Source organism: Acinetobacter sp. AM, from assembly GCF_003105055.1.
Lineage (GTDB): Bacteria > Pseudomonadota > Gammaproteobacteria > Pseudomonadales > Moraxellaceae > Acinetobacter > Acinetobacter tibetensis.
On record NZ_QETG01000006.1, the window covers coordinates 113,206 to 137,437 of the forward strand.

Genomic DNA, 24,232 nt, shown 5'->3' on the forward strand with positions numbered 1-24,232 from the left:
ACATTTCTTTGTATTAAATTATAAGCAAATAAAAGGGCTAGTTTTACCAGCCCTTTAGATTATCAATTACCTCGATAGGTCGAGTATCCATAGGGGCTTAATAACAAGGGAATGTGGTAGTGACTGACACTGCCATCAACTTTGAAGATAACGGGGACTTCTGGGAAAAAAGTGCTCTGATTATTCTTTTTGAACCAGTCACCAGTTTTGAACGTAACCTTATAAATCCCTTGTGCTAACGGCTGATTTTCAGGAAAAAGTGCCGCAATACGACCATTTTGTCCTGTAACTTGCTGATTCAGCTTCACCCAGTGATTGCCAGAACTCTTTTCGAGCACTACTTCAACATCAGCAGAAGGTAAACCATTTTCTAGATTTAACACATGCACACTTAATGGGTTATTTTGTGCAAACGTCATTGATGTCAATAACAATGTTGAGAGTGGTAAAAATTTCTTAAACATAATGGAATCCTTAACGATTAAAACTAGACTGAATGGCTGCCTCAGCACAATACTGGTCATTTTTGGCACCTCCTGCACCCGCAACCCCAATTGCACCGACCACCTGATTTTCATAACGCACTGGTAAACCACCCCCTAACAACAGCAAATTAGATAAAGTGGTTAAATTTTTTGCATCACTGTTTTCATGGGCATTTTGACTTAACAGCAAGGTCGCTGTTTTGGTCGATAAAGCGGTATAGGCTTTCTTTTCGGCTGCGCCCAAATTATGGGGGCCGACATTTTCATGCCTACTTGCCATCAAGGTATTTCCTCCCCGATCAACCACAACCACAGCAATGTTGTGCTGTATTTTTTGACAAGCAGCCACTGCGGCATCAACAAGGATGTGTGCAGCTTTGGAATCGAGTGAATAAACTTGATTCAATTGAACAGTTTGTGCAAAAGTACTGCTACTCATCAGCATTACTGTTAAAACAAGCCCTTTGAGATTGTTCATCATGATTGCCCCGAATTAAGTTTTACAAAATCTTATACAACCTGAATGATTTGAAGCATGACAATCACATTACAAAGTTGTCATCTTCAAAATGAGTCTAAGCAAAATGTGTATTCTAATTATCGAAGATGAAGTGAAGATCGCCTCATATCTGGTGAAGGGCTTAAATGAATCTGGCTATGCGGCTGAATGTGTTCATTCAGGGCTCGAAGGCTTGGAAAAACTAAAAATGCAACCTTATACCTTGGTCATATTAGATGTGATGCTACCCGATATTGATGGCTGGGCAGTCTTAAAAGTATTGCGTCAATTTTCCCATATACCCGTGATTTTTCTCACTGCCAAAGACCAGATTATTGATAGAGTCAAAGGTCTGGAACTGGGTGCCGATGACTATCTGGCCAAACCTTTTTCATATATTGAATTACTCGCGCGCATTAAAAGCTTGCTGAGACGGCAACAGTATGTTCAGGAAAACGAGCTATGGATGGGCAATTTAAAAATGGACTTAATCCATCATAAAGTTTGGCGTAATGAGCAGTTAATTGAACTCAGTAAAAAGGAGTTTAATTTATTGCACTTTATGCTACGGCACCCAAATGAAATTATTACGCGCAGGCAAATTGCTTCCGAAGTTTGGCATATCAATTTTGATACCGATACGAATTTTATTGATGTCGCGGTACGACGCTTACGCAGTAAAATTGACGAGGGGCATGAGATAAAATTAATTCATACTGTCCGTGGCTTGGGCTATAAAATTTCGGTTGAAGCATAATGTTCAAGCCCATTCGCTCTTTAGAACTCCGATTAACGCTATTGGTTACAGGGTGTGCTGCAATGGTCTTGTGCGCTGTAGCATTTATGACCTATCTGGGTATCAACCAGATTTTAATTGCTCAGCAAGATCGGGCTTTGGTTGAACGAATTGAGCGACTGGAAATTTTGCTACAAGACAGTAGCAATATTGAACAGATTATTGCTCGTCCGAAGCTGTATCAAAACATGTTGGGAAATCAGGATAATTTGTTTTTATTGATTCAAGGCGATCAGATTCTCATCAACATCAATCCTCTTGGCATTCCGCTGCCTGAATTTACCCATCAACCCCAGATTCAATTCCAAGATTTATCGGTTCATGCTTACCCCACCCGTATTGCTTGGAAAACCATTCACATCAATCAGCAGCCCTATGTGTTAATTGCAGGCAAACAGTGGTCTGAACGTTTAGCCATCATCTCGCCTTTTCAAAAACGTCTTTTCATTTATGTATTTACAGGCATCTTGGCCATTTTCATACTCTGTGCCATTGCTAGCCGTCTGGGATTGAACGCATTAAGAACTCTGCGAGAGCAGACTCATGCCATCAATATTCACCAACTTGAGCAGCGGCTCAATCTGATTCATCCCCCTCAAGAGATTGAACAACTAGCATCCGATATCAACGCCATGCTTGACCGTATTGAAATGGGATATAGCCAACTGAATCGCTTCTCTGAAGACATTGCACATGAATTTAGAACCCCATTAAATAATTTAATCGGGCAAACCGAAATTTTACTCATGAATGAACGTAGTCCCGCACAGTATCAGGAACTCTTGATTTCCAACTTGGAGGACTATCAACGTTTAAAACGAATGATTGACAGCATGTTATTTCTCGCCCGCGCAGATGCACACAAAGTTTGCTTAAACAAACAGAAAATTCAGCTCAAATCATTTATAGAAAATATATTCAGTATTTTCGAGTATCAAGCTGAAGAACAACACTGCAATTTTGTTTTAAGTCTTGAAGCGACTGAGCTATCGGCAGATCCAGAACTGTTACAACAAGCGCTGTATAATCTGATATCAAATGCGCTCATTCACGGCGGCAATCACCGAACTATTTATGTGCTTAGCCGCCGAAAGAACATTAATAATATGCAGATGATTATATTATCTGTAATCACCAGTGGTTTAGAAGTAGCCCCTGAACATTTGCCTCATCTCTTTGAGCGTTTTTATCAGTGCAGCTCCAGCAGACAAAGCCCTCATCAAACGGGCGGTTTAGGCCTATCGATTGTGGCATCCATTTTGACGCTTCATCAGGGAATGTATCAGGCAGTCAATAGCACAGAAGGTATCTGTTTTGAACTGCTATTCCCAGAAGCGTAATCCACATTCGCACTCATTTCATCTCGTGTCTGAAATCACTCTCAATTCTCCCATCCACCAGATTAATGGTTCGATCACAGGTTGCCGATAATCTAGGATCATGAGTCACCAAAAGGACTGCACAGTCATGTTCGCGATGTACTTTACGAAATAATTCAAACATTTCCGCAGCAGTTTGAGTATCCAAATTACCTGTCGGTTCATCGGCCAACAATAGTGCAGGCTGAGTAATCAGTGCACGTGCAATCGCCACGCGCTGCTGTTGGCCCCCAGAAAGCTCATTCGGTTTACGGTCAGCGAACTTATCTAAGCCTACGGCGGCCAATAATTCATGAGCATATTGCAAAGCAGATTGATCTGGCTTGCCTTGCTTCAGCATTAATGGCATGAGTACATTATTTAAGGCCGTAAATGCCTGTATAAGATGATGGAACTGAAACACAAAACCTATACTGTTGCCACGTAACGCTGTCCGAGCCGTATCATCCATACGGCTTGTCGCCTGACCCAACAAGTACAACTCACCACGACTAGGCTGATCTAATAAGCCAAGAATATTCAGTAAAGTACTTTTTCCTGAACCAGAAGGACCAATTAATGCAGCAAAGTCATTACGTTGAATACACAAGTCAATTCCATGTAATACCTCCACTTCATTAGGTTGCCCAACGTTGTAGGACTTTCGCAATGCTTCTAAACGCAGTACTTCCTGAGATGAATCAGACATGACGAATTGCCTCCACAGGATCGAGTGCAGCCGCCCGACGGGATGGTATTGCAGCAGCCAAAACCCCTGTCAAAGTCGCCAAGAATAATGCCGACAAGATAAGCTTGATTGAAATCGAAATATAAAACAAACCAGGACCAAATTGATTAAATCCCCAGATCAAACCATAACTGACTACACTACCAAGCATGGAACCAAGCAGACCAAAAATTGCTCCCTGAAATAAGAAAACTCTTAAAATTTGCGCTTGCGTCGCCCCCGTCGCACGTAAAATACCGATTTCCCGAGTCCGTTGTACCACACTCACCGACATCACACTGGCAATACCAAAAGCGACTGAAATCCCCACAAAAACAATAATCATGTTGGTCGAAAGGCTCTGAGCCGTAATCGCATTCATTAATTGAGCATTGGTTTCAATCCAGCTTTCTGCTTTTAATCCTGTCAGGCGTCCAACTTGTGAGGCAATTTGATCCGCCTGAAAAATATTTTGAATCGTCAGATCAATCACGGTCACGCCACCCGGCAAATTAAGTAAAGATTGCGCCTGTTTCAAATCCAGATAGACATAGCGCGCATCCAATTCACGCACGCCCAGTTCAAATATTCCAGAGATATTCACCACCGCATTTTTCTGCTGCCCAGTATCTAACCTTAATTTGCTCCCGACTTGCACACCCAAATCTTTGGCCAATTGACGCCCAATTAATACATTATCCGCACTGACCCGTAATTCACCACTCACCATATATTGCTTTAACGGAATAATTTGTTGATAACGTTCAAGATTGATACCAACCAATGCAACCGATTGAATCGCATCTCCGCGCTGTACAAATGCAGGACCAGAGACCACAGGAGAAACCGCCGTCAACACCGGCAACTGATCTAAGGTCTCAGTAATCTGCTGCCAATTATTAATAGAGCGTAAGCGTTGCGCACGCTGATCTTCTTGTAACAACTGAAGTGTTCCTGCTGCTGGTGGCACAATGTGATTCACTTCATCTGGTGAAAGCAAACGAATATGCGCCTGCGTCCCTAAAGTCCTTTCTACAATATTCGATTGTAAGCCCTGAATTAAGGCGCTAATGAACACAATGACCGCTACCCCCACCGCGACGCCAATGGTAATCATCATCGACTGTGTGCGACCCTCTCGCAGAAAACTGATTGCGATGGTCCACTCTGTCCAAAGTCGCCCAAAAAAGTTTTTCAATCGAATTTCACCGGTAATTCATTTTTGCTATTTGTCGGATCCGTTTGACTCTGCAAAACACGTTTAGTTTGCTCTATTCGGACACGAGTTCCATCTTTAAGCATTGATTCTGCATCGGTAAGGACGTGATCACCTTCTTTCAATCCAGCTACAACTTCCGACATGACCAAACCACGTAAACCCAGTGTGATAGGATGACGTTGAATTTTTCTATCTCTTACTAAAATAACCATAGCCTTATTGCCACTTATACTGCTTAAAGCATCATTTGGAATGACCAAGGTTCGCTCGCGCTGGTTGGTTTCAACATTTACCGATACCGTCATGTCTTGACGCAAAAAATCAGGGACTGGATCAACTGTTAATCGGACGTCTACTGTGCCACGTTGAGCATCAATACTTGGGGCAATAAAATTAATATGGGCAGGAAAAGGTTGATCTGGATAGGCATCCGTAATCACTGCTGCTTTTTGTTGTAAAGCCAGCAGTGGTAAATTTCGCTCATCAAATGGCACTCGTATTTCAGTCGCACCATCCAGTGCAATAGTGAAGAGAGTCTGACTCGGTTGTACCAGATCCCCTGGCTCAACATTACGGGTTAAAATAATACCTGAAACTTCTGCGCGAATTTTGGTCTTGGCGAGTTGCGCTTGTAGTGCAGCGAGTCGTTCACGTAATTTTGTCTCTTCAACTTTATCTGGGGCAAGTGAAGCAACTTTTAATCGAGCTGATTCCAAATTATTACGAGCGAGTTTTTCTGCCTCTATCGATTTCTCCCTTTCCTCTGCTGATAATATTCCTAATTCGGTATTCCTTCTGCGCACTGCTTCCCTTTGAGCCTGTTCTAATTGCACTTTGGCATTCGCTAAATCGACTTCTGCTTGCGGACGTGTAGTGGTTGCGAGTTCCTTTAATTCAGCTTCTGCCTGCCGCACTTGTGCTGAAATTTCATCAGATTTCAGTACTAAAAGAACATCCCCTTGAGAGACCCGATCCCCCTCTTGAACCAAGCGCTCAAGAACAACCCCTGTAATTTCACTGCCAATCTGAGTCCGAGATACTTTCTCTACCCGTCCTGAAGCAACAACTGTCTGAATCAATGGACTAGATACGACTTCATAACTAGGTAACAATGGTCCTTGCCACCAACGATATGTAGCAAAACTGACGAGCAAAACCAGTAGTATGATTATGATTAAAGGCTTATAACGGGTAACGAGCAATTCTATTCTCCAAGCCAGATTAAAGGAAATTTTTTAAATCAAATCATTGGTCTTTAGTTGAACGTGTAATTTTTTTCATGGATACAAATACTGAGTATAGTGAATTTTTGTCAGCTCAAAATGTTAGGTTTATTAAAAGCCAATTTACTTTACATATCACTATGCACCAACCAATGCTGACAGATCAATACGGGTTAAAGCTGAAATCTATTGTTTACAGTTTGGTATCTATCTCAAACATAATCTCAATAGATTATTCGCTGAAAACAGTATTATGGATTACCCAAACGTGCAGCCCATGACTAGATTTATCACGTGAATTCAAGGCAAATGGAATAAGTCATGCTTCATTGAAATCTACGCTTTCTTAGCATTACTAGCCTGCTTTTTTAAGCGATAATCCAAAGCCGCTCGGCTAATACCCAATACCCGAGCTGCTTCAGAAACATTATGATTCACTTTTTGCATTGCAATAAAAATCAGTTGCCTTTCATGATCTTCCAAACAAAAGCCATCTTGTATCACTGCATCTAAGTCCACTTTTTCAGGCTTTGTTTCAATATCTTGTTTAATCTGCGGAAACAAATGACTAAGTTTAATTTCCTGCTGATGATCCGTCAGTAAGGTCGCCCGCTCTAATAAGTTTTCAAGTTCACGAATATTGCCAGGCCATTCATAAGTCATCACAAAGTTTTTGGCTTTGTCACTTAAACCTTTTAAAGACTTTCCATACATATTTTCAAAACGTGATAAGAAGTGCGTAATCAACAACGGAATATCATCACGGCGCTCACGTAGCGGCGGAATAATGACAGGGAAAATGTTTAATCGATAATATAAGTCGGCACGGAATCGCCCCTCTTTCACAGCTTGTTCCAAATTTTCATTGGTGGCTGCAACCAGACGCACATCAGCCCTTCGAGTTTGATGATCACCAACTCGCTCATACTCTCCTTCTTGTAACATCCGTAATAAAGCGGCTTGGGCACGTGGTGAAAGCTCAATCACTTCATCTAAAAAAATAGTTCCTTGATGAGCACGTTCAAATTTTCCACTCCGAGTTTGCGTTGCACCTGTAAATGCGCCTTTTTCTACACCAAAAAGTTCCGCTTCAATTAAATCTGGCGGAATACAGGCACAGTTTACGGCAACAAATGGCTGCCCTTTACGGGAACTACCTTCATGAATCCCTCGTGCAAAAGCTTCCTTACCCACCCCAGTTTCGCCTTGCAGTAATACAGCAACCTTACTGCCTGCTGCCTTTTTCAAAAGATCACAGACTTTACGATATGCAACTGATTCACCAATAGAGTTGAACATGGTGTAGTCTGCTTCTATATCCGTATAGATATTTTTCTTTAACTCATTCAGTTCCGCCTGTAAGGCAATTAATTCATCAGACACTGGATCGGGTGACATAAACTGAATCAGCTCATCAGCATTTTCCCATTCTTCTAAAGGTTTACCAATAATTCGACAGCAATCATCCCCTTTGGCAACACAATGGGTTTCTTGATAAATAATGGTTTGCCCCATGACCAGACTGGTATAACCACAGGCATAACCCAATAACATCCAACAAGCCGATTCTTCCGAAGCACCAAACTCACTTAAATGAACTTCCGCTTCAAATGAATTTCGCCAGTTAAAATCTGCATAAAATTCATGTTCATCATGACTTAATTGAAGTTCATTGACTTCAACTTGAACCATGCCACGAATACCATGCATTTGCGGTCCAGCCATAAATGCTTCAGCTTCATTTAAATTCGGACGTAATTTAGAAGTGACTTCCGCATCCCTCACACCCGCCTGGTAACCCAAACGAATAAAAAAACGCTTTGTCCGTTCCCAACCCAACATGTTATACAAATCTTTTCTTAAAAAGCCCATGATGCTGGTATGCATCAGCAGCATACGGTTTTCTTCAAACCAAATTTTTCCATGCTGACTATCAAACTGAATTTTATCCAATAAATCTTGAATATCTTTGTTTTTCTCCAAAATTTGAGTATAAAAATTCGCATCTTTGACTTGAGGCATAACTGAATATCCATCCTTGGCTATAGGTCTTCCCTTATCTTACCCACTTCTCACTAAAAAGCTTTACTACCTTATTGTCATAACTTTATACCTCTAAGGTATTTTTAAATTAAAACTATAAAATCATATAGATATAAATCACTTGACCTATAAAAAGTATTTTCAAATTCCCCACCGAACCATTCATTATTTGATGAAATCAAACATTTTTATATTCATCATTCCATGAATTTTTATCGCTCAAATAATATAAAAAAGCAGATAAAAAACATAAGTAATTGATTAATAATAATTAATAAAAGTTGGCATGAGTTTTGATATATCTCTATCAATAAATACAAGGTTGCATCACTGAAATGATTTCAGTGTAGAGATAAAAGGATGATTCCAATGACTCAAGCGCTACAACATGACCAACTCACCAAATACATTCGTGTAACAGGCGACCGTCATGCCAAGTTTGTTGAATTTGACTTCGCAATCCACGACCCAACACTTTTTGTCGAACTCATTCTCCCCCAGCAAGCATTTCAACATTTCTGTGAAATTAATCATGTCATTGAAATGACCGAAGCCCAGCAAGCTTGGAATGACGCACAAGAAGATAAATGGCGTTATGGCGTTGAACCAACAGTCCTGAGCCAAGTTCGTAAACATTTAGATCAAGAAGATCAATCTTAAGCCCATAAGGAAATCGTGATGACTTTAGAAATTAAAACCTCCAACCTCGAACCGATTCGTCAAACCTATGCCTATATCGAACGTCGTTTTGGTAAAAAGCCAGCGACGCGTTATCAAGAAGTCAGTTTTGATGTACAAGGTGCAACCAATTTTCATTATCACCCATTGTGGAAACTAGACAAAACTTTAAATGATCACACCCATACAGCTTTGCAGATGCAAGATTGGTATGTATTTAAAGATCCACGTCAATTTTATTATGGTGCATATGTACAGCATCGTGCACGTTTACAAGAGACTGCTGAAAGCAATTACTCATTCTTTGAAAAACGTGCTTTGGTAGAAAACTTAAGTGATGAAGTGAAACAAAAAATCATCACTTGCTTATTGCCGTTCCGTTATGTCGAGCAAACCGCCAACCTTCATATGATGTCAGGCAGTGCCTATGGTTATGGCACCGTGATTACTCAAGCTTGTATTTTTGCAGCAATGGATCGTTTGGGCATGGCGCAATACCTCTCTCGTATTGGTTTACTAATCGATGGCAATACTGGTGAATCATTACAACAAGCCAAAGATAGCTGGATGAATGATGCCTCTTGGCAACCGCTGCGCAAACTGTGTGAGCACAGCTTAACGGAACAAGATTGGTTCAAACTTTATATTCTACAAAACCTACTCATCGACAGCTTAATGCAAGAACTGGTTTACGGTGAATTGGATCAATGGCTGGTTGAACACGGCGCACGTGATGTGGCGATGCTGACCGAGTTTATGAAGGATTGTTTAACTGATTTACGCAAATGGTCAGATCCTGTTTTAAAAACAGTCGTTGCTGAATCTGAAGAAAATAAAGTCTTAATTCAAGGTTGGATAGACACACTTTTACCTCAAGTCACAGAAGCTTTCAGTGCATGGGCCACGACCGCACTTGGGACTGCATCGATCGACAATGGCTTAGCCGTTATTGCAGAGCGTAGTAAAAAAGCAGGTTTAACCCTTGAATTAGATTCAGTTGCATAAGGATACGCAGACATGAGCTCAAAAGTTTATTTGGCATTACAAGATAACGATACTTCACGCTACATCATTGAAGCGATTGAACAAGATAACCCAGAAGCGACGATTCAATACCTTCCTGCCATGATTCGTGTGGAAAACCTCGGCAAACTCGTGGTTCGTGCTGAAACTGTCTCTGAAAAACTAGGACAAGATTGGGATATTCAAGAACTGCAACTCAACATGATCACCTTAGGTGGCAACGTTGATGAAGATGACGACACCTTCACCTTGCAGTGGAATTAATCCCACATAAAAAATACAAGAAGCCAATCGCTTCAACAGATTGAAAAGGATGATCAAGATGAATAGCCAAGCAAAAAGCGCGACTAAAACTGCAACCAAAAAACTCAATGCGAAAGACCGTTACCGTATGTTGACCCGTGATCTGGATTGGGATTTTTCCTATGCAGATCGTAAAGAGGCTTTTCCTTACGAAGAGTTTGAAGGGATTAAAATTACAGACTGGTCAAAATGGGAAGACCCGTTCCGTTTAACCATGGATTCATACTGGAAATATCAGTCAGAAAAAGAGAAAAAACTGTATGCCATTTTTGATGCATTTTCTCAAAACAATGGTCAAATGAATGTCAGTAATGAACGCTATCTCAATGCCATTAAACTATTTTTAACCGCTGTCACACCATTGGAATATCAGGCCTACCAAGGTTATGCGCATGTGGGTCGCCAATTTGGCGGAATCGGCGCACGAATTGCTTCACAAATGCAATCGATTGATGAACTGCGTCATGTACAAACACAAATTCACGCCATGAGCCATTACAACAAGTTCTTTGATGGCTTCCAAGACTGGGCGCATATGCATGACCGTGTTTGGTATCTCTCTGTACCAAAATCATTCTTTGAAGATGCGCGTTCAGCAGGCCCATTCGAATTTTTACTGGCGATTAGTTTCTCTTTTGAATATGTACTCACCAACTTATTGTTCGTGCCGTTTATGTCAGGTGCGGCCTATAACGGTGATATGGCAACTGTGACCTTTGGTTTTAGTGCACAGTCGGATGAAGCACGTCACATGACCTTAGGTTTGGAAATCGTAAAATTCCTACTGGAACAACATGAAGACAACGTTCCAATTGTTCAGGAATGGATTGATAAATGGTTCTGGCGTGGTACTCGCCTACTGTCTATTGTCGGCATGATGATGGATTACATGCTGCCAAACAAAGTGATGTCTTGGAAAGAAGCATGGGAAACCTATTTCGAAGAAGCGGGCGGCGCATTGTTTAAAGACCTCAGCCGTTACGGTATTCGTATGCCGAAATATTCAGACGTGATTGTGAAAGAAAAAGAGCATATTTCACATCAAGCATGGTGGATTTTCTATAACTTTGGCCATGCTGCTGGCTTCCATACATGGATTCCAACCGATGAAGAAATGGATTGGTTATCTGAGAAATATCCAGACACCTTTGACAAATATTACCGTCCGAAATGGGAGCTGGCGCGTAAGTTAGAAGCTGAAGGTAAACGCTTCTATAGCAATGGTTTACCGCAACTATGCCAAATCTGTCAGATTCCAATGACCTTTACTGAAATGGATGGCGACGCAACCATGTTCAGCTACCGCGACAGTATTTATAAAGGCGAGCGTTACCACACTTGTTCAGACGGCTGTCATGACATTTTTGAACGTGAACCTGAAAAATATATTCAAGCGTGGTTGCCAGTGAATCAAATTTTACAAGGCAACTGTGGCGGTCCCGATTTAGAAAGTATTTTACGTGACTATTACAACTTCAATGTTGGCGCAGACAACATGGATATTGAAGGTTCTCCAGACCAAGAACGTTGGAGAAAATGGAAAGGTCACGTTGCATAAGTAAAAGGATCAGAAGTCATCTCATAAATAAAAATTTCGAGATGACTTCACCCAAGGAATTTAGGAGTTTTCTCATGCCAGTACAAGCGATTCAAAAAAACTATGAATTTGATGCACGCGATGCACAAAAAAATTATGGCGACAACATGTTGCTCTATGTGGGATGGGATCATCACACGCTGTTTTGTGCCGCACATGCTTTTGTAGTTTCGCCACAACAAAGCTTACAAGACTTGATTGATCAGCAAATTCAAGCGGGTTTCAATCAACACCCAGACTTTGAACATATCGATTGGTCAAAAGTGCAATTCACCTTGAATCGTCAATTATTAACAGATGTTGATTTTACCAAGACATTGGCTGATTTAAATTTTGATCATAAATCTCTACTGCGCTTTGTTACGCCCGGTTTAGATGGCTACAACGGCACACATGTATAAGGGAGAAGTATCATGAGTTATCAAGTCACGATTGAACCTGTAGGCATGACCATTGAAGTGGAAGAAGATCAAACCATTTTAGATGCCGCTTTACGTCAAGGGGTTTGGCTACCCTTTGCCTGTGGTCATGGCACATGCGGCACCTGTAAAGTTCAGGTCACTGACGGTTTTTATGATGTTGGTGAAGCTTCCCCTTTTGCACTGATGGACATTGAACGCGAAGAAAATAAAGTCCTTGCCTGTTGCTGTAAGCCAGAATCTGACATGGTGATTGAAGCCGATGTCGATGAAGACGAAGATTTTCTGGGTTACTTGGTACAAGACTACCAAGCCAAAGTTTTAGAGATCAAACAACTGTCACCGACTATTAAAGGTATTCGTTTACAGATTGACCGTCCAATGGAGTTTCAGGCTGGGCAATACATCAATCTTCAATTGCCAAATATTGAAGGGACGCGTGCATTTTCAATTGCCAATCCGCCAAGTGAAGAAGGCATTATTGAATTGCATATTCGTCAGGTACAAGGCGGTGCAGCCACCACCTATGTACACGAAACCCTGCAAGTGGGTGATGAACTTCAGGTTTCAGGACCTTATGGGCAGTTTTTTGTGCGTAAATCCGATGAAAAAGATGCCATCTTTATTGCGGGCGGTTCTGGTTTATCCAGTCCACAATCCATGATTTTGGATCTTTTGGAACAAGGTGATACACGTACCATCTATCTTTTCCAAGGCGCGCGTGATGTATCTGAACTCTATAACCATGAAATCTTTGAAAAGCTTGTAAAAGACTATCCAAACTTCCGCTACATTCCGGCACTGAATGCACCCAAAGCAGAAGATCACTGGACAGGATTCACAGGTTTCGTGCATGAAGCCGTGGCAGATTATTTTGAAAATAAATGCAGTGGCCATAAAGCCTATTTATGTGGTCCGCCACCCATGATTGATGCGGCTATTTCAACACTGATGCAAAGCCGTCTCTTTGAAAAAGATATTCATACCGAACGCTTCTTAAGTGCGGCTGATGGTGCTGAAACTGCCTCTCGCTCAGCGCTATTTAGACATATATAGCAACATCACAACACTGATTGAAACGTTTTAAGAATTTCTAGACATAGAACCAATTTTACTTGGTTCTCCCCTTTTCGAATGATCTGTTTCATGTCCGTTCCAGATCATTCGATTCTACTTTTCATGAATCAAAGGATAATGATTATGAACCGTGAACAAATTGATGCCCTTGTACAAAAAATGAATGTAGATACTGCGAGACGTGAAGTAAACCCACGTGTGCAGCAAATTGTTGTCCGTTTATTGGGTGATCTTTTTCAAGCCATTGAAGATTTAGATTTATCTCAAACTGAAATTTGGAAAGGTCTAGAATACCTAACCGATGCAGGCCAAGCGAATGAACTTGGATTACTTGCTGCGGGTTTAGGCTTAGAACATTATCTAGATTTACGCGCGGATGAAGCCGATGCTAAGGCAGGAATTACAGGTGGAACACCACGGACCATCGAAGGCCCACTGTATGTGGCTGGCGCACCTGAATCCGTTGGTTTTGCACGTATGGATGATGGCTCAGAATCAGACCACATTGATACTTTAATAATTGAAGGAACGGTGACCGATGTCGATGGCTGCATCATTCCCAATGCGAAAGTTGAAGTTTGGCATGCCAATGGTTTAGGCAATTATTCGTTCTTTGATAAATCACAATCCGAGTTTAATTTACGTCGTACCATTTTTACCGATGCAGATGGCAAATACACGGCTTTAACCACCATGCCCGTGGGCTATGGTTGTCCGCCTGAAGGTACCACACAAGCTGTTCTCAACCTCTTGGGTCGTCATGGTAATCGCCCTTCTCACGTTCATTATTTTGTCTCTGCTCCAGGTTATCGCAAACTCACTACCCAATTTAACATTGAGGGTGATCAATACCTTTGGGATGACTTTGCCTTTGCGACACGCGATGGATTAGTTGCAACCGCAACCGATGTTACAGATTCAACAGAAATGTCAAAATTCAATCTAGACAAACCCTTTAAACACATCACTTTTAATTTCGAATTGGTCAAAGAAGTTGAGCAAGCACCTTCGACAGAGGTCGATCGTCGCCGTGTGAGTGCTTAATGCAAAATACGCACCAATGAGCATTTTTATTAGTGCACTATCGATGACATCAATTTTTGTAATAACAACATCACTGAAAAGGATTTTCTATGAAAAAACAGACTTTAAAGCTATCTTTAAGCCTAATCATGGGCTTGAGCAGTACACTCACATGTGCAACAGAAAATGGTGCAGATTCATTTGCCTTAGGTGCTGAAGGAATGATGGCGGGTGCATTACCACCGCCCGGTGTTTATTTATTAAATTATTACCAAACCTATCATGCAGGTCAGTTTGAGAATGGGCCTCCAGATTTTCACCTAGATGTCAATGCATTCATTCCTCGTTTAGTCTGGGTAACGGAACAAAATTATTTGGGTGGGCAACTCGGTTTTTTTGCCGTACAACCTATGGTTGATTTAAGATTAACCGTAGCAGGAATGTCCGATCATAACAGTGCCTTTGGCGATTTAATTCTAGGCTCAATGTTAGGATGGCATCATGGTAATCATCATTGGATTGGTGCTATTGAAACATCTTTAGCAACTGGAAAATATGATACACCAACAGCAACTCAACCCGTGGTTGCCAATACTGGGAAAAACTACAATACAATTCGCCCAATCATTGCTTATACTTATGCCCCTGCAAATGGCTTAGATATTTCGACAAAACTCTCTTATAACTTTAATGATGAAAATGACGATACGCATTATAAGTCAGAAGAATATTTTGCAGGTGATTACAGTGTGGGGTACAAAATCAACGATAACTTCAAATTCGCAGTTGAGGGCTATGCATTTAAACAAACCAAATCTGATAAACAACGCGGTGAAAATATTGGAATGCGCGGACAAGTGTGGGCTGTTGGTCCAGCCATTCAATACCAAGATAAAAACTGGTCGATTGAAGCAAAGTATTTAACAGAAACCAATGTTGAAAATCGCCCTGAAGGACATACTGGCATATTGAAATTTATTTGGGCTTTTTAATACAGCAAACGAAATCATTATTGTTTTTGTATGAAGCTGACTTGAATCTTTTTCACCAGATTTTAAAGAACTTAAATAACCTGAATCCTGCTTAAGCCAATATTTCCGTAATACGAATCGTTGGCTTATTTTGATGCATAAATCCCTGCAAAATAACCTACGACACTTCGAGTTTTGATTGTCACTAAATTGTACGCTCCTTTCAGGAAGCTAAATAAAGTCTCTATTTTATTGCGCTGTCTCAGGTGGTATTCATCTTCTTTTAATAATTGAACTGCCTGCATGTTTTTACGATGATAGGTCATGCTTTGACTAAAATTCAGAGCATAATAAATCAGAATCTATGGTTTGATGTGTTAAGCATTAACCAACACCTATCAAAATAACAGATCCAAACCTGTTTAAACATGCTATGGAATGAAACCCGTGGGTATCGCTTAGCCATCTTATATACGGCAGAAGATGTAGAAAACTCTTTATCAACTTTAATTTAATTCTGGTTTGCTTCAAACTAGACTTTGCAAGTAAGCCTGGATTCGCAAAAGTATCTGGGAAGTAATCTAAGCCAATACAATATTCATAAGCAGCCGTTAGTTCGGATAATACTCTTCCAGCTTGAACTTGGGCTCCACGATCAATAATTCCCTTAATCAGACTCACTACATCTTTACGCGTGATTTCTACCGCAGCTTTTTCACCAATAGAACTTACCACATCAACATATAAGGTACGTCTAGCTTCAATTTGCCCTTTAATTGCTCTACTGCCTTTAACTATTTTCTTTTTGTTACTCTGTTCATCAAAAATATGCTTATCTTCTATTACATTCTCTAAATATAAATCAACAACATTTTTGACAGACAATACTTCACCTGAATATTCACCTACATCAGTTTTATCTTTATCACATGCTTTCATTTTTCCTATTGCACGCGCAGATAAAGCTACTTTTCAAGTTTCAATCTTTTCCAACATTTCTTTTCTCTTTTGTACATTGACCTGAATTTGCTACCATACCCACTTGAGGCGATAGGGAACTAACTCACTCATTCATCCAAGATCTTTTACATGTTTATAGACGGTCTTATTTCTACTTATAATAGAATCTACAAATCATCATCTTTGTAAATTCTAAAATCCAACCTATATTTTATACTATTGAAACTTAAGGATTTCATATACATGAGCTTGCAAGACATCATAGCCAATATCGATTCACACACCCCTATGATGCAACAGTACTTAAAAGTCAAAATGCAGCATCCTCATGCCTTAATGTTTTATCGTATGGGCGATTTCTACGAACTTTTTTTTGATGATGCACATAAAGCAGCCAAATTACTGGGGATAACGCTAACCCACCGTGGTAAAACCAATGGCAATCCAATCCCGATGGCAGGTGTACCCTTTCATGCTGCAGAAGGTTACCTTGCACGTTTAGTTAAAAAAGGCGAAACCGTTGTTATTTGCGAACAAGTCGGCGAAGTCACAGGTAAAGGACCTGTAGATCGTCAGGTGGTTCGTATTCTCACCCCTGGTACGCTTACAGATGATGCCTTACTCAATAGTCATCAATCTTCTAATTTAGTCGCGCTGTGCTTACAACAAAACCAAATTGGTATTGCCCTCCTTGACTTAAGTGCAGGCATTTTTAAAGTTCAACAACAAGATTTCAAGCTGGAACAACTGAGCATCGAACTGGCACGACTCATGCCAAGTGAAATTCTGGTCGATGAAGATATTGTGGACCCCAACATTTTAGAACACGTTAAAAGACAACTCGACTGCCCTGTAACTAAGCGCCCCAATGTTGATTTTAATTTAAATAATGCACAAAAAACCTTGTGTGATCAGCTTGGCGTTTCAACACTTTCTGGTTTTGGTATCGATCATTTACCTTTGGCAAAAGCTGCGGCAGCAGCACTGATTCATTATGCCAAAGACACGCAAAAAACCGCATTACCGCATATCCGCAGCATTCAGCTAGAACAAAGCAGCGACTTTATAGCGCTCGACCCAGTAACACGCCGCAACTTAGAAATTGTAGACCCTTTATTCGAACATGGGACGTCATTATTTCAACTCATCAATGACTGTCAGACTGCTATGGGAAGTCGATTATTAAGCCGCACGCTCATGCAACCGCTGCGGGATACGGCTCTACTCGATGCACGTCTTGATGCCATTCAAGCTTTTATTGATGGTTATCATGAATCTCCTATTCGCTTAGTCCTTAAAGAAATTGGTGATATTGAACGCGTGCTAAGCCGTGTGGCTCTTGGCAGTGCTCGTCCACGTGACCTCGTACAATTACGCCAAGCGAGTGCTCAACTCCCGTTTTTACGCCATACACTCAACCCAATTGTTGCCAGCCAACAATCTAAACTGGTTCAACAATTAAATGAGGAGTTGGGTGATTTTAATGGTTTATACCAGCGCCTACTGTCCGCAATTGTCGAAAATCCACCCGTACTGTTACGTGATGGCAATGTCATCGCGGAAGGTTTTGACAGCGAACTGGATGAATTACGCAAAATTCGTGACCATGCTGGGCAATTCCTGATCGATCTAGAAATTAAAGAGCGTGAACAATCTGGAATTGCTACCCTAAAAATTGGCTATAACCGTGTTAGTGGCTATTACATCGAACTGACACGTGCTCAGGCAGAACAGGCACCCGAACACTATATTCGTCGTCAGACCCTCAAAAATGCCGAACGCTATATCACACCAGAATTGAAAAGTTTTGAAGATAAAGTATTATCCAGTGAATCTCGTGCATTAGCGCGTGAGAAAATGCTGTTCGAAACGCTATTGGAAGAGCTACGTCAAGATATTGCAAATTTACAAGTTATGAGTGCAGCCCTCGCTCAAATTGATTTGCTCAGTAACTTTGCACATCAAGCCCGTTTAAGAAACTGGTCTCGACCTGAATTTAGCCCAGAAACGGGCATCAAAATTATGGCGGGTCGTCATCCAGTGGTAGAAGCATTAAATAAAACTGCATTTACCCCAAATGACACACATTTGGATTATGCACATCGCATGGCGATTATTACAGGTCCAAATATGGGCGGTAAATCGACCTTTATGCGTCAAACCGCACTCATTAGTTTACTGGCTTATTGTGGTAGTTTTGTCCCTGCGCAGTCCGCTGTGCTAGGTCCAATTGACCGTATTTTCACCCGTATTGGTTCTGCCGATGATTTATCGACAGGCAAATCAACCTTTATGGTGGAAATGACCGAAACTTCGCAAATTCTACATCATGCCACCAACCAATCCTTGGTGCTTATGGATGAAGTGGGTCGCGGTACCAGTACCTATGACGGTTTATCCTTGGCTTGGGCTTGCGTTTTAGACCTAAGTAAACGAGTGAAATGTCTATGTCTGTTTGCCACCCATTATTTTGAACTGACTGAACTGAGTAAAGAATCGGGCATTTACAATTATCATGTCAGTGCCAAAGAACTAAATGGCAATTTGATTTTGCTGCATAAAGTACAACAAGGTCCTGCCAGTCAGAGTCATGGTCTACAAGTCGCAAAATTAGCGGGTATACCTGCAAATGTGATTAAAGAAGCACAAAACCGTTTAAAAATTTTAGAACGCCAACAGCAACAGCATGTTAATACGGCGGTACAACGTGATTTATTTGCACCTGCCGTGCAAGCAGAACCAAATATCATTGAACGTGTGGTTGAAGTGGAAAAAGTATCTCCTGCGCTTGAAATTTTAAAAGACTTAGATGTCGATAACCTAACCCCACGTGAAGCTTTACAGCATTTGTATCTATTGAAAGAACAATTAGAAAGTTAAGCTTTAAAAAAAGGTCGGTTGAATATCACCGACCTTTTTTTTATTGCCCGTTTCGAGCCTCTACGTTAAGCATCGCGATTACTCAAGCTTCCACGTTAAATTTTGCTGCACGGCAGGCCATTCATTTTTCAAAATACTATATACATAAGTATCACGTAAAATATCATCTTGGACTATTTGATGGCTTCTTAACACGCCATCTAATTTTGCCCCTAAGCGTTCAATTGCAGCACGACTTTTCAAATTAAAAGACGATGTTCTGAACTCAACGGCAATACAATTTAATACATCAAAGGCATACTGAAGCAATAATTGCTTCGTCTCTGTATTCACATGACTCCGCTGTACAGATTGTCTATACCAAGTTGAACCAATTTCCACACGACGATGTTCAGCAACCACATTCATATAACTGGTCATACCAAGGATCTGACCGCTGTTCTGTTCAATCACCACAAAAGGCAACATACTTCCCTTGTGCTGCAATTCAAGTCGTCTTTGTATTTCGCTATGCATAAGTTCAGGTTTAGGAATCAAGGTATACCAAAGTTTCCAGAGCTCACCATCACACACCGCTTCTCTCAGTGCTAACTCATGCTCTAAACTTAAGGGTTCCAATTTAATGTTTTTACCCACTAGGGTGACTGGCTTTAACCACGGCATGTTTCATCTACCTCTAAAGCTGATTTCTTAGATGCTGCTATCTTATGCATGGCTTCACTTATCTCCTGCTTGCCTGTATCAGATAATGCATTTGCGACACCAACTATATCTCGATGCTCTTTGTTCTGCCCCAATTTGGATTTGCCCTGAATTTTAGTAATTTCAATCTCTATCCCAACAATGGCTTTTAACATCGTCTCGATATAACTTTTTGGCGCATCCGACATTTTCCATGGCTCAGCTTGCGTGGCTTCATGGGTACGTGTTAAACGTGCTACCACTCCACGCACATAACGCTCATCATCACGTATTTTGACCTTGCCATGCGCATGAATCACTCGATAGTTCCAAGTGGGCACTTGTTGATGATGTTCGTGCTTACTCGGATACCATTGTGGCGAAATATAAGCATCACCTGCTCGAAATACCACCAACACTTCATCACCATCTTGAACATCTTGCCAAACTGGATTTTTCCTTGCGACATGTGCATGCAGTACACCCAATTCAGTCACCTCAGTATCAAGTTCAAAAGGCAGATGATTCGCATCTAAACCACTTTGTCCATGCGTCAGCAAAATTCCTAAAGGATTTTTTTTGATTAATTCATGCAGGACTTCTATATTGGTTTCTTCAAATTCTGCGGGGACGTACATGTTCTAAGCTCCTATTATTTTCCAAATCTTAATTTGTCTTACATGTTGTAAATTTTCAGTTTTAATTGGATTATAAAAAAGAACCAGTTTATCTAAATTTTAGTAGACCAGAATTATGGCAAGAATGACAAAAGTAATAGATCTTCCATCCATGACAAAACTGAATAAAGCGAATGGGCAAATCAGCACTCAACTCATTCACATTTTCCGAGCAGCCGTTCAGCAAGGTGATTTGCAATCTGGTGATGCCTTACCCTCTTCCCGTGAGCTAGCACAAACATTAAATGTTGCCCGAGGTACTGTGATTGAAGCTTATGAGCAACTTATCGCAGAAGGTGTCTTTGAATCTCATGCCCGAAAAGGGACTTTTATTTCACAAACATTAAACCATTCGACTACAGCGACTTTAAAAAGAGAAAAACAAGAAACTGACATCCCGCTTACAGCAGCCGCACAAGCATTTTCTGAAATACTCAAAGAATTTAGACCATTACCGCATCGACCTTTTGCCGTTTCTGTGCCCATAGGCCGTACCCAACCGAATGATATGTGGCGGAAATATGGCAATCAATACCGTGCTCGGGGCATTGCAGCACCGTCAGGTTATGATGATCCGCAAGGCATATTGTCTCTACGCCTTGCTATTGCCGATTATGTTCGGCGCTCGCGTTCTGTGCACTGTGACCCTGAACAAATTGTGATTACTAGCGGAATCCAACAAGCACTTTATATTTGCAGTCAAATTTTATTCAATGCGAATGATGCAGTTTGGATTGAAGATCCTGCTTATCGTGGAACTACAGCCATACTTGAGCATTCATTACATCATTTAAAAATCATACGTGTACCTGTTGATGAAGAAGGCATTCAAGTCAATATAGGTCGTACACTTGCTGAAAATGCACGTGCTGCATTTGTCACCCCTTCTCATCAATACCCGATTGGTATGCCCATGAGCTTAGCGAGACGAACTGCATTACTCGCATGGGCAAAACAACACAAGGCTTGGATTATTGAAGATGATTACGACAGCGAACTTCGCTACAGCGGTCAACCTTTTCCTGCACTACAAGGCATGGCATCGGATCAAGTTATATATTTAGGTACGTTCAGCAAAGTCCTGTTTCCATCATTACGTTTAGGTTATGCCATTCTTCCAAAAAAACTGGTTGCCCCGTTTTGTGGGCTAAGAGCATTGATTGACCGCCACCCACCTTCAGCAGATCAACACGTATTGGCAGCCTTTATTCAAGAAGGTCATTTAGAACGCCATATTCGGCGTATACGGAAAGTTTATGCTGAAAATCGTCTGCAATTAATCGATATGGTAGAACGCCATATTCCAAAACACCTTGGTTTTTTACAATCGGGCGATCAAGGTATGCATATGTTGCTATGGTTAGCCAATCATTTAGATGACCGTGCAATTGCCCAATCAGTACTTGAGGCAGGAATATCCATTAAAGCCGTTTCACCCACTTATTCAAATCAAGCGAAACGTTCTGGACTTATTCTTGGATTGGGAGACTTTGACATTCAACAAATGGAGCAAGCCGTAACTCAGCTCGCAAAAATTATTCAACACCATGACACCTTAAGAAACTGAAATTGATTCCATTAAATAAGATCGGCGGTCGGGCACTATAGACATTCTTAAATCAAATAAGAGGTTTTATTAGGGCGTGTCCTCATTTGAAAAATTGGTTTTAAATACTTAAAATCCTCCTTTAAGCTCTTTTCATTTCTATATTTTTCAATGGCACGTACTCTTCTCACCGATGATATTTGGCAGCAAATTCAAGATACTCTGCGATTACACGGTTGTTACTGTTCAAAAAACAGTAGAAATATCATGGAAGCTATCTTATGGAAACTACGTACGGGGGCGACATGGCGTGATATTCCTCAAGAACTTTGCCCTTGGCAAACGGCCTACAATCGCTTTAATCGCTGGGCAAGTAAGGGATTATGGGATAAATTTTTTTTAGATTACGAGGCATTCTGGATCAGGAATGGGTATTCATTGATGGAAGCTACATACGCGTGCATCAACATGCAAGTGGAGCTCGGCATGGTTTCGAAAGAGCAATTGGACAATCACGCGGTGGACGAACAACAAAAATACATCTTGCGACCGACGCGAATGGATTACCGATTGATTTTAAAATCACTGGGGGTGACGTCCACGACAGTCAAGTTGCAAAACAACTGATTGATATTGTAGGTGAGGCAACTTATCTCCTTGCGGACAAGGGGTATGATGCTGAGCACATTCGAATATGTGCCAAGAACAAGAATATGACTCCCATTATTCCATTGAGATCAAACAGTAAGAGATCGAATAAGGAATTTGATAAATATCTATATAAATTAAGACATTTAGTTGAAAATGCTTTTGCGAGATTAAAACATTTCCGTGCTATTGCAACTCGATTTGATAAACTGGCACGCAATTATAAATCTATGATCCGTATAGCCTGCATATTTATTTGCTGCAAAGCCAAATGAGGACACGCCCTAGCATGAACTGCTATTTTTCATGGTATATCGAGGCATTTCTAAACAACAAATCAAAGATTCACTCATTCCAAAATGAAATCATGGCCCTATTTTCACCTCGAAGATGTACTTAAATTTAGCGAATCCTTTTATAGCGAACCATGTTAGTCAGTGGTTTTGAGTACAATACAAAGTTGAAGCTCTACGGAATATCTAGTGAAATACAATCATTCATAGATACTCCGTAACGCCATAATTAGAAGCTATAATTTCTATCAGCACCTAGTTTTGAAAATTGCGCTTCCATATCGTTAAATGCATCAGTAAAGCCATCCAATGAAATTTTATTCTCAATCAGTTGTTTTTTATTATTCTGGAATCGTGTAAAAGCATAATTCCCGCCTTTAAATTGTTTAATCAGTTCGGAACCATTTCTAAATAATCCTTCACGCTCTTGGAGGATTTCTTTGTTATCTATATGAATAAAAGCTGGATTATCCTTTAAATGTTTTTCACCAATATTGACAATATATTGATGATTAACATGCAAAATAGAAATAGGTCCTTTACTCATCACACAGGCTTTCATGTCTTCAAATACTTTGTATTGACATTTTATTTTCCAGCTAGCGCGCCCGAGCAACTTATTCTCTATTAAGTCAATTTCAGCATTATTGTTTGATTTAGCATTAACTTTTAAAATTAAAGTAGAAATTTGATCTTCAGATGCATAAGTATTGTTTGTAATAACGGGAGTTAGGATAAAAAAGGATAAAAAAAAATTTTACGCATAATGAAATCCCCAGTATTTTAAAAAAGCTATAATAATCAACATTTTTTTGATATCTATTGCTTAATGTATCATTTTTAAGAAATAAGTGTGTTTTTTTACAAATTAATTTAAATATGTTGATTATTACTCGTTTTTTTACTCAAACTGCTGTCAAGTTGTAGAGTAATGCAAATTCTGCTCGTTAATCCGTATAGCCATTAAAATCTTAGTGGATACCGAACTACAATAAGTTTTAGACTAATAGATCTCTTTCATAACTCATTTTTCATTCAATTCTAAGTTGTAAATTCCAGCAATTAAATTGAATCTTAAACCGAGCCTTTTCCCTCTATTTCGATAG

The 24,232-nt window shown here is 40.4% G+C and carries 23 protein-coding genes and 1 pseudogene; 13 read left to right on the forward strand and 11 right to left on the reverse strand.

The window, feature by feature from the left end:
* Positions 1–62: 62 nt before the first annotated feature.
* Together uraH and DCO44_RS05015 are read right to left on the reverse strand one after the other, a co-directional pair.
* Positions 63–464, reverse strand: a complete 402-nt coding sequence (gene uraH / locus DCO44_RS05010; RefSeq protein ID WP_116759661.1) for a hydroxyisourate hydrolase — start codon at positions 462–464, stop codon at positions 63–65.
* A 10-nt stretch (positions 465–474) separates the two neighbouring features.
* Positions 475–963 carry a GlcG/HbpS family heme-binding protein gene (locus DCO44_RS05015; RefSeq protein ID WP_171304939.1) on the reverse strand — a complete coding sequence of 163 codons (489 nt, stop codon included), beginning with the start codon at positions 961–963 and terminating at the stop codon, positions 475–477.
* A gap of 106 nt (positions 964–1,069) precedes the next feature.
* Here DCO44_RS05015 and DCO44_RS05020 point away from each other — a divergent pair, with 106 nt between their 5' ends.
* Together DCO44_RS05020 and DCO44_RS05025 are read left to right on the forward strand one after the other, a co-directional pair.
* Positions 1,070–1,741, forward strand: a complete 672-nt coding sequence (locus DCO44_RS05020; RefSeq protein WP_116759665.1) for a heavy metal response regulator transcription factor — start codon at positions 1,070–1,072, stop codon at positions 1,739–1,741.
* Positions 1,738–3,120 carry a heavy metal sensor histidine kinase gene (locus tag DCO44_RS05025; RefSeq protein WP_116759667.1) on the forward strand — a complete coding sequence of 461 codons (1,383 nt, stop codon included), beginning with the start codon at positions 1,738–1,740 and terminating at the stop codon, positions 3,118–3,120. The genes DCO44_RS05020 and DCO44_RS05025 overlap by 4 nt, the downstream gene beginning before the upstream one ends.
* Positions 3,121–3,133: 13 nt before the next feature.
* Here DCO44_RS05025 and DCO44_RS05030 read toward each other — a convergent pair whose 3' ends face one another.
* From DCO44_RS05030 to mobR, 4 genes are all read right to left on the reverse strand, one after another.
* Positions 3,134–3,847 carry an ABC transporter ATP-binding protein gene (locus DCO44_RS05030; RefSeq protein ID WP_116759669.1) on the reverse strand — a complete coding sequence of 238 codons (714 nt, stop codon included), beginning with the start codon at positions 3,845–3,847 and terminating at the stop codon, positions 3,134–3,136.
* A complete protein-coding gene (locus tag DCO44_RS05035) occupies positions 3,840–5,063 on the reverse strand; it encodes an ABC transporter permease (protein ID WP_116759671.1) in 1,224 nt (407 codons plus the stop codon). The genes DCO44_RS05030 and DCO44_RS05035 overlap by 8 nt, the downstream gene beginning before the upstream one ends.
* Positions 5,060–6,286 (reverse strand): efflux RND transporter periplasmic adaptor subunit, encoded by a 1,227-nt coding sequence (locus DCO44_RS05040; RefSeq protein WP_116759673.1) that lies wholly within the window; start codon positions 6,284–6,286, stop codon positions 5,060–5,062. Before DCO44_RS05040 ends, DCO44_RS05035 begins: the two co-directional genes overlap by 4 nt.
* Positions 6,287–6,643: 357 nt before the next feature.
* Positions 6,644–8,329 (reverse strand): phenol degradation transcriptional regulator MobR, encoded by a 1,686-nt coding sequence (mobR, locus tag DCO44_RS05045; RefSeq protein ID WP_116759675.1) that lies wholly within the window; start codon positions 8,327–8,329, stop codon positions 6,644–6,646.
* A 390-nt stretch (positions 8,330–8,719) separates the two neighbouring features.
* On the opposite strand from mobR, the gene DCO44_RS05050 reads away from it, so the two are divergent.
* The 8 genes from DCO44_RS05050 (at position 8,720) to DCO44_RS05085 (ending at position 15,462) form a co-directional block, all read left to right on the forward strand.
* On the forward strand, positions 8,720–9,010 hold the full coding sequence (locus DCO44_RS05050) for a phenol hydroxylase subunit (protein ID WP_116759677.1): 291 nt from the start codon (positions 8,720–8,722) through the stop codon (positions 9,008–9,010).
* An 18-nt stretch (positions 9,011–9,028) separates the two neighbouring features.
* Positions 9,029–10,033, forward strand: coding sequence for an aromatic/alkene monooxygenase hydroxylase subunit beta (locus DCO44_RS05055; protein ID WP_116759679.1), 1,005 nt, complete (start codon positions 9,029–9,031; stop codon positions 10,031–10,033).
* 12 nt (positions 10,034–10,045) lie between these two features.
* Positions 10,046–10,315 carry an MmoB/DmpM family protein gene (locus DCO44_RS05060; protein WP_086185130.1) on the forward strand — a complete coding sequence of 90 codons (270 nt, stop codon included), beginning with the start codon at positions 10,046–10,048 and terminating at the stop codon, positions 10,313–10,315.
* Positions 10,316–10,373: 58 nt separating this feature from the next.
* Entirely contained in the window at positions 10,374–11,912 is a 1,539-nt protein-coding gene (locus DCO44_RS05065; RefSeq protein WP_116759681.1) for an aromatic/alkene/methane monooxygenase hydroxylase/oxygenase subunit alpha, read from the forward strand.
* Positions 11,913–11,986: 74 nt separating this feature from the next.
* The gene (locus tag DCO44_RS05070; RefSeq protein ID WP_116759683.1) at positions 11,987–12,352 is read left to right on the forward strand and encodes a phenol hydroxylase subunit P4; all 366 of its coding nucleotides are present in this window, start codon (positions 11,987–11,989) and stop codon (positions 12,350–12,352) included.
* A 12-nt stretch (positions 12,353–12,364) separates the two neighbouring features.
* The gene (locus tag DCO44_RS05075; RefSeq protein WP_116759685.1) at positions 12,365–13,426 is read left to right on the forward strand and encodes an NADH:ubiquinone reductase (Na(+)-transporting) subunit F; all 1,062 of its coding nucleotides are present in this window, start codon (positions 12,365–12,367) and stop codon (positions 13,424–13,426) included.
* Between the two features lie 144 nt (positions 13,427–13,570).
* On the forward strand, positions 13,571–14,491 hold the full coding sequence (gene catA / locus DCO44_RS05080; RefSeq protein ID WP_116759687.1) for a catechol 1,2-dioxygenase: 921 nt from the start codon (positions 13,571–13,573) through the stop codon (positions 14,489–14,491).
* A gap of 89 nt (positions 14,492–14,580) precedes the next feature.
* Complete coding sequence (locus DCO44_RS05085) at positions 14,581–15,462, forward strand: SphA family protein (protein WP_116759689.1); 882 nt, start codon at positions 14,581–14,583, stop codon at positions 15,460–15,462.
* A 91-nt stretch (positions 15,463–15,553) separates the two neighbouring features.
* On the opposite strand, the pseudogene DCO44_RS05090 reads toward DCO44_RS05085, so the two are convergent.
* Together DCO44_RS05090 and DCO44_RS05095 are read right to left on the reverse strand one after the other, a co-directional pair.
* A pseudogene (locus DCO44_RS05090) lies at positions 15,554–15,767 on the reverse strand (IS982 family transposase); the annotation flags it as partial.
* 58 nt (positions 15,768–15,825) lie between these two features.
* On the reverse strand, positions 15,826–16,380 hold the full coding sequence (locus tag DCO44_RS05095) for a hypothetical protein (RefSeq protein ID WP_116759691.1): 555 nt from the start codon (positions 16,378–16,380) through the stop codon (positions 15,826–15,828).
* A gap of 264 nt (positions 16,381–16,644) precedes the next feature.
* On the opposite strand from DCO44_RS05095, the gene mutS reads away from it, so the two are divergent.
* A complete protein-coding gene (gene mutS, locus DCO44_RS05100) occupies positions 16,645–19,281 on the forward strand; it encodes a DNA mismatch repair protein MutS (protein WP_116759693.1) in 2,637 nt (878 codons plus the stop codon).
* 78 nt (positions 19,282–19,359) lie between these two features.
* Here mutS and DCO44_RS05105 read toward each other — a convergent pair whose 3' ends face one another.
* On the reverse strand, positions 19,360–19,944 hold the full coding sequence (locus DCO44_RS05105) for a GNAT family N-acetyltransferase (protein ID WP_116759695.1): 585 nt from the start codon (positions 19,942–19,944) through the stop codon (positions 19,360–19,362).
* Entirely contained in the window at positions 19,932–20,600 is a 669-nt protein-coding gene (locus DCO44_RS05110; RefSeq protein WP_116759697.1) for an FMN-binding negative transcriptional regulator, read from the reverse strand. Before DCO44_RS05110 ends, DCO44_RS05105 begins: the two co-directional genes overlap by 13 nt.
* Before the next feature lie 115 nt (positions 20,601–20,715).
* Here DCO44_RS05110 and DCO44_RS05115 point away from each other — a divergent pair, with 115 nt between their 5' ends.
* A complete protein-coding gene (locus DCO44_RS05115; protein WP_116759699.1) occupies positions 20,716–22,206 on the forward strand; it encodes a PLP-dependent aminotransferase family protein in 1,491 nt (496 codons plus the stop codon).
* Between the two features lie 150 nt (positions 22,207–22,356).
* Positions 22,357–23,108 (forward strand): IS5 family transposase gene (locus DCO44_RS05120; protein WP_116759701.1). Its coding sequence is split into 2 segments (ribosomal slippage): positions 22,357–22,591 and positions 22,591–23,108, totalling 753 coding nucleotides; the frame shifts between segments, so codons are not numbered across the junction.
* A 247-nt stretch (positions 23,109–23,355) separates the two neighbouring features.
* On the opposite strand, the gene DCO44_RS05125 is transcribed toward DCO44_RS05120, so the two are convergent.
* Complete coding sequence (locus DCO44_RS05125; RefSeq protein ID WP_228157507.1) at positions 23,356–23,673, reverse strand: invasion associated locus B family protein; 318 nt, start codon at positions 23,671–23,673, stop codon at positions 23,356–23,358.
* Positions 23,674–24,232 lie beyond the last annotated feature (559 nt).

Coding starts and splice junctions, on each gene's coding strand:
- uraH (WP_116759661.1), bottom strand. CDS start 464: ATGTTTAAGAAATTTTTACCACTCTCAACATTGTTATTGACATCAATG.
- DCO44_RS05015 (WP_171304939.1), bottom strand. CDS start 963: ATGAACAATCTCAAAGGGCTTGTTTTAACAGTAATGCTGATGAGTAGC.
- DCO44_RS05020 (WP_116759665.1), top strand. CDS start 1,070: ATGTGTATTCTAATTATCGAAGATGAAGTGAAGATCGCCTCATATCTG.
- DCO44_RS05030 (WP_116759669.1), bottom strand. CDS start 3,847: ATGTCTGATTCATCTCAGGAAGTACTGCGTTTAGAAGCATTGCGAAAG.
- mobR (WP_116759675.1), bottom strand. CDS start 8,329: ATGCCTCAAGTCAAAGATGCGAATTTTTATACTCAAATTTTGGAGAAA.
- DCO44_RS05050 (WP_116759677.1), top strand. CDS start 8,720: ATGACTCAAGCGCTACAACATGACCAACTCACCAAATACATTCGTGTA.
- DCO44_RS05055 (WP_116759679.1), top strand. CDS start 9,029: ATGACTTTAGAAATTAAAACCTCCAACCTCGAACCGATTCGTCAAACC.
- DCO44_RS05060 (WP_086185130.1), top strand. CDS start 10,046: ATGAGCTCAAAAGTTTATTTGGCATTACAAGATAACGATACTTCACGC.
- DCO44_RS05065 (WP_116759681.1), top strand. CDS start 10,374: ATGAATAGCCAAGCAAAAAGCGCGACTAAAACTGCAACCAAAAAACTC.
- DCO44_RS05070 (WP_116759683.1), top strand. CDS start 11,987: ATGCCAGTACAAGCGATTCAAAAAAACTATGAATTTGATGCACGCGAT.
- DCO44_RS05075 (WP_116759685.1), top strand. CDS start 12,365: ATGAGTTATCAAGTCACGATTGAACCTGTAGGCATGACCATTGAAGTG.
- catA (WP_116759687.1), top strand. CDS start 13,571: ATGAACCGTGAACAAATTGATGCCCTTGTACAAAAAATGAATGTAGAT.
- DCO44_RS05085 (WP_116759689.1), top strand. CDS start 14,581: ATGAAAAAACAGACTTTAAAGCTATCTTTAAGCCTAATCATGGGCTTG.
- DCO44_RS05095 (WP_116759691.1), bottom strand. CDS start 16,380: ATGAAAGCATGTGATAAAGATAAAACTGATGTAGGTGAATATTCAGGT.
- mutS (WP_116759693.1), top strand. CDS start 16,645: ATGAGCTTGCAAGACATCATAGCCAATATCGATTCACACACCCCTATG.
- DCO44_RS05105 (WP_116759695.1), bottom strand. CDS start 19,944: ATGCCGTGGTTAAAGCCAGTCACCCTAGTGGGTAAAAACATTAAATTG.
- DCO44_RS05110 (WP_116759697.1), bottom strand. CDS start 20,600: ATGTACGTCCCCGCAGAATTTGAAGAAACCAATATAGAAGTCCTGCAT.
- DCO44_RS05115 (WP_116759699.1), top strand. CDS start 20,716: ATGGCAAGAATGACAAAAGTAATAGATCTTCCATCCATGACAAAACTG.
- DCO44_RS05125 (WP_228157507.1), bottom strand. CDS start 23,673: ATGAGTAAAGGACCTATTTCTATTTTGCATGTTAATCATCAATATATT.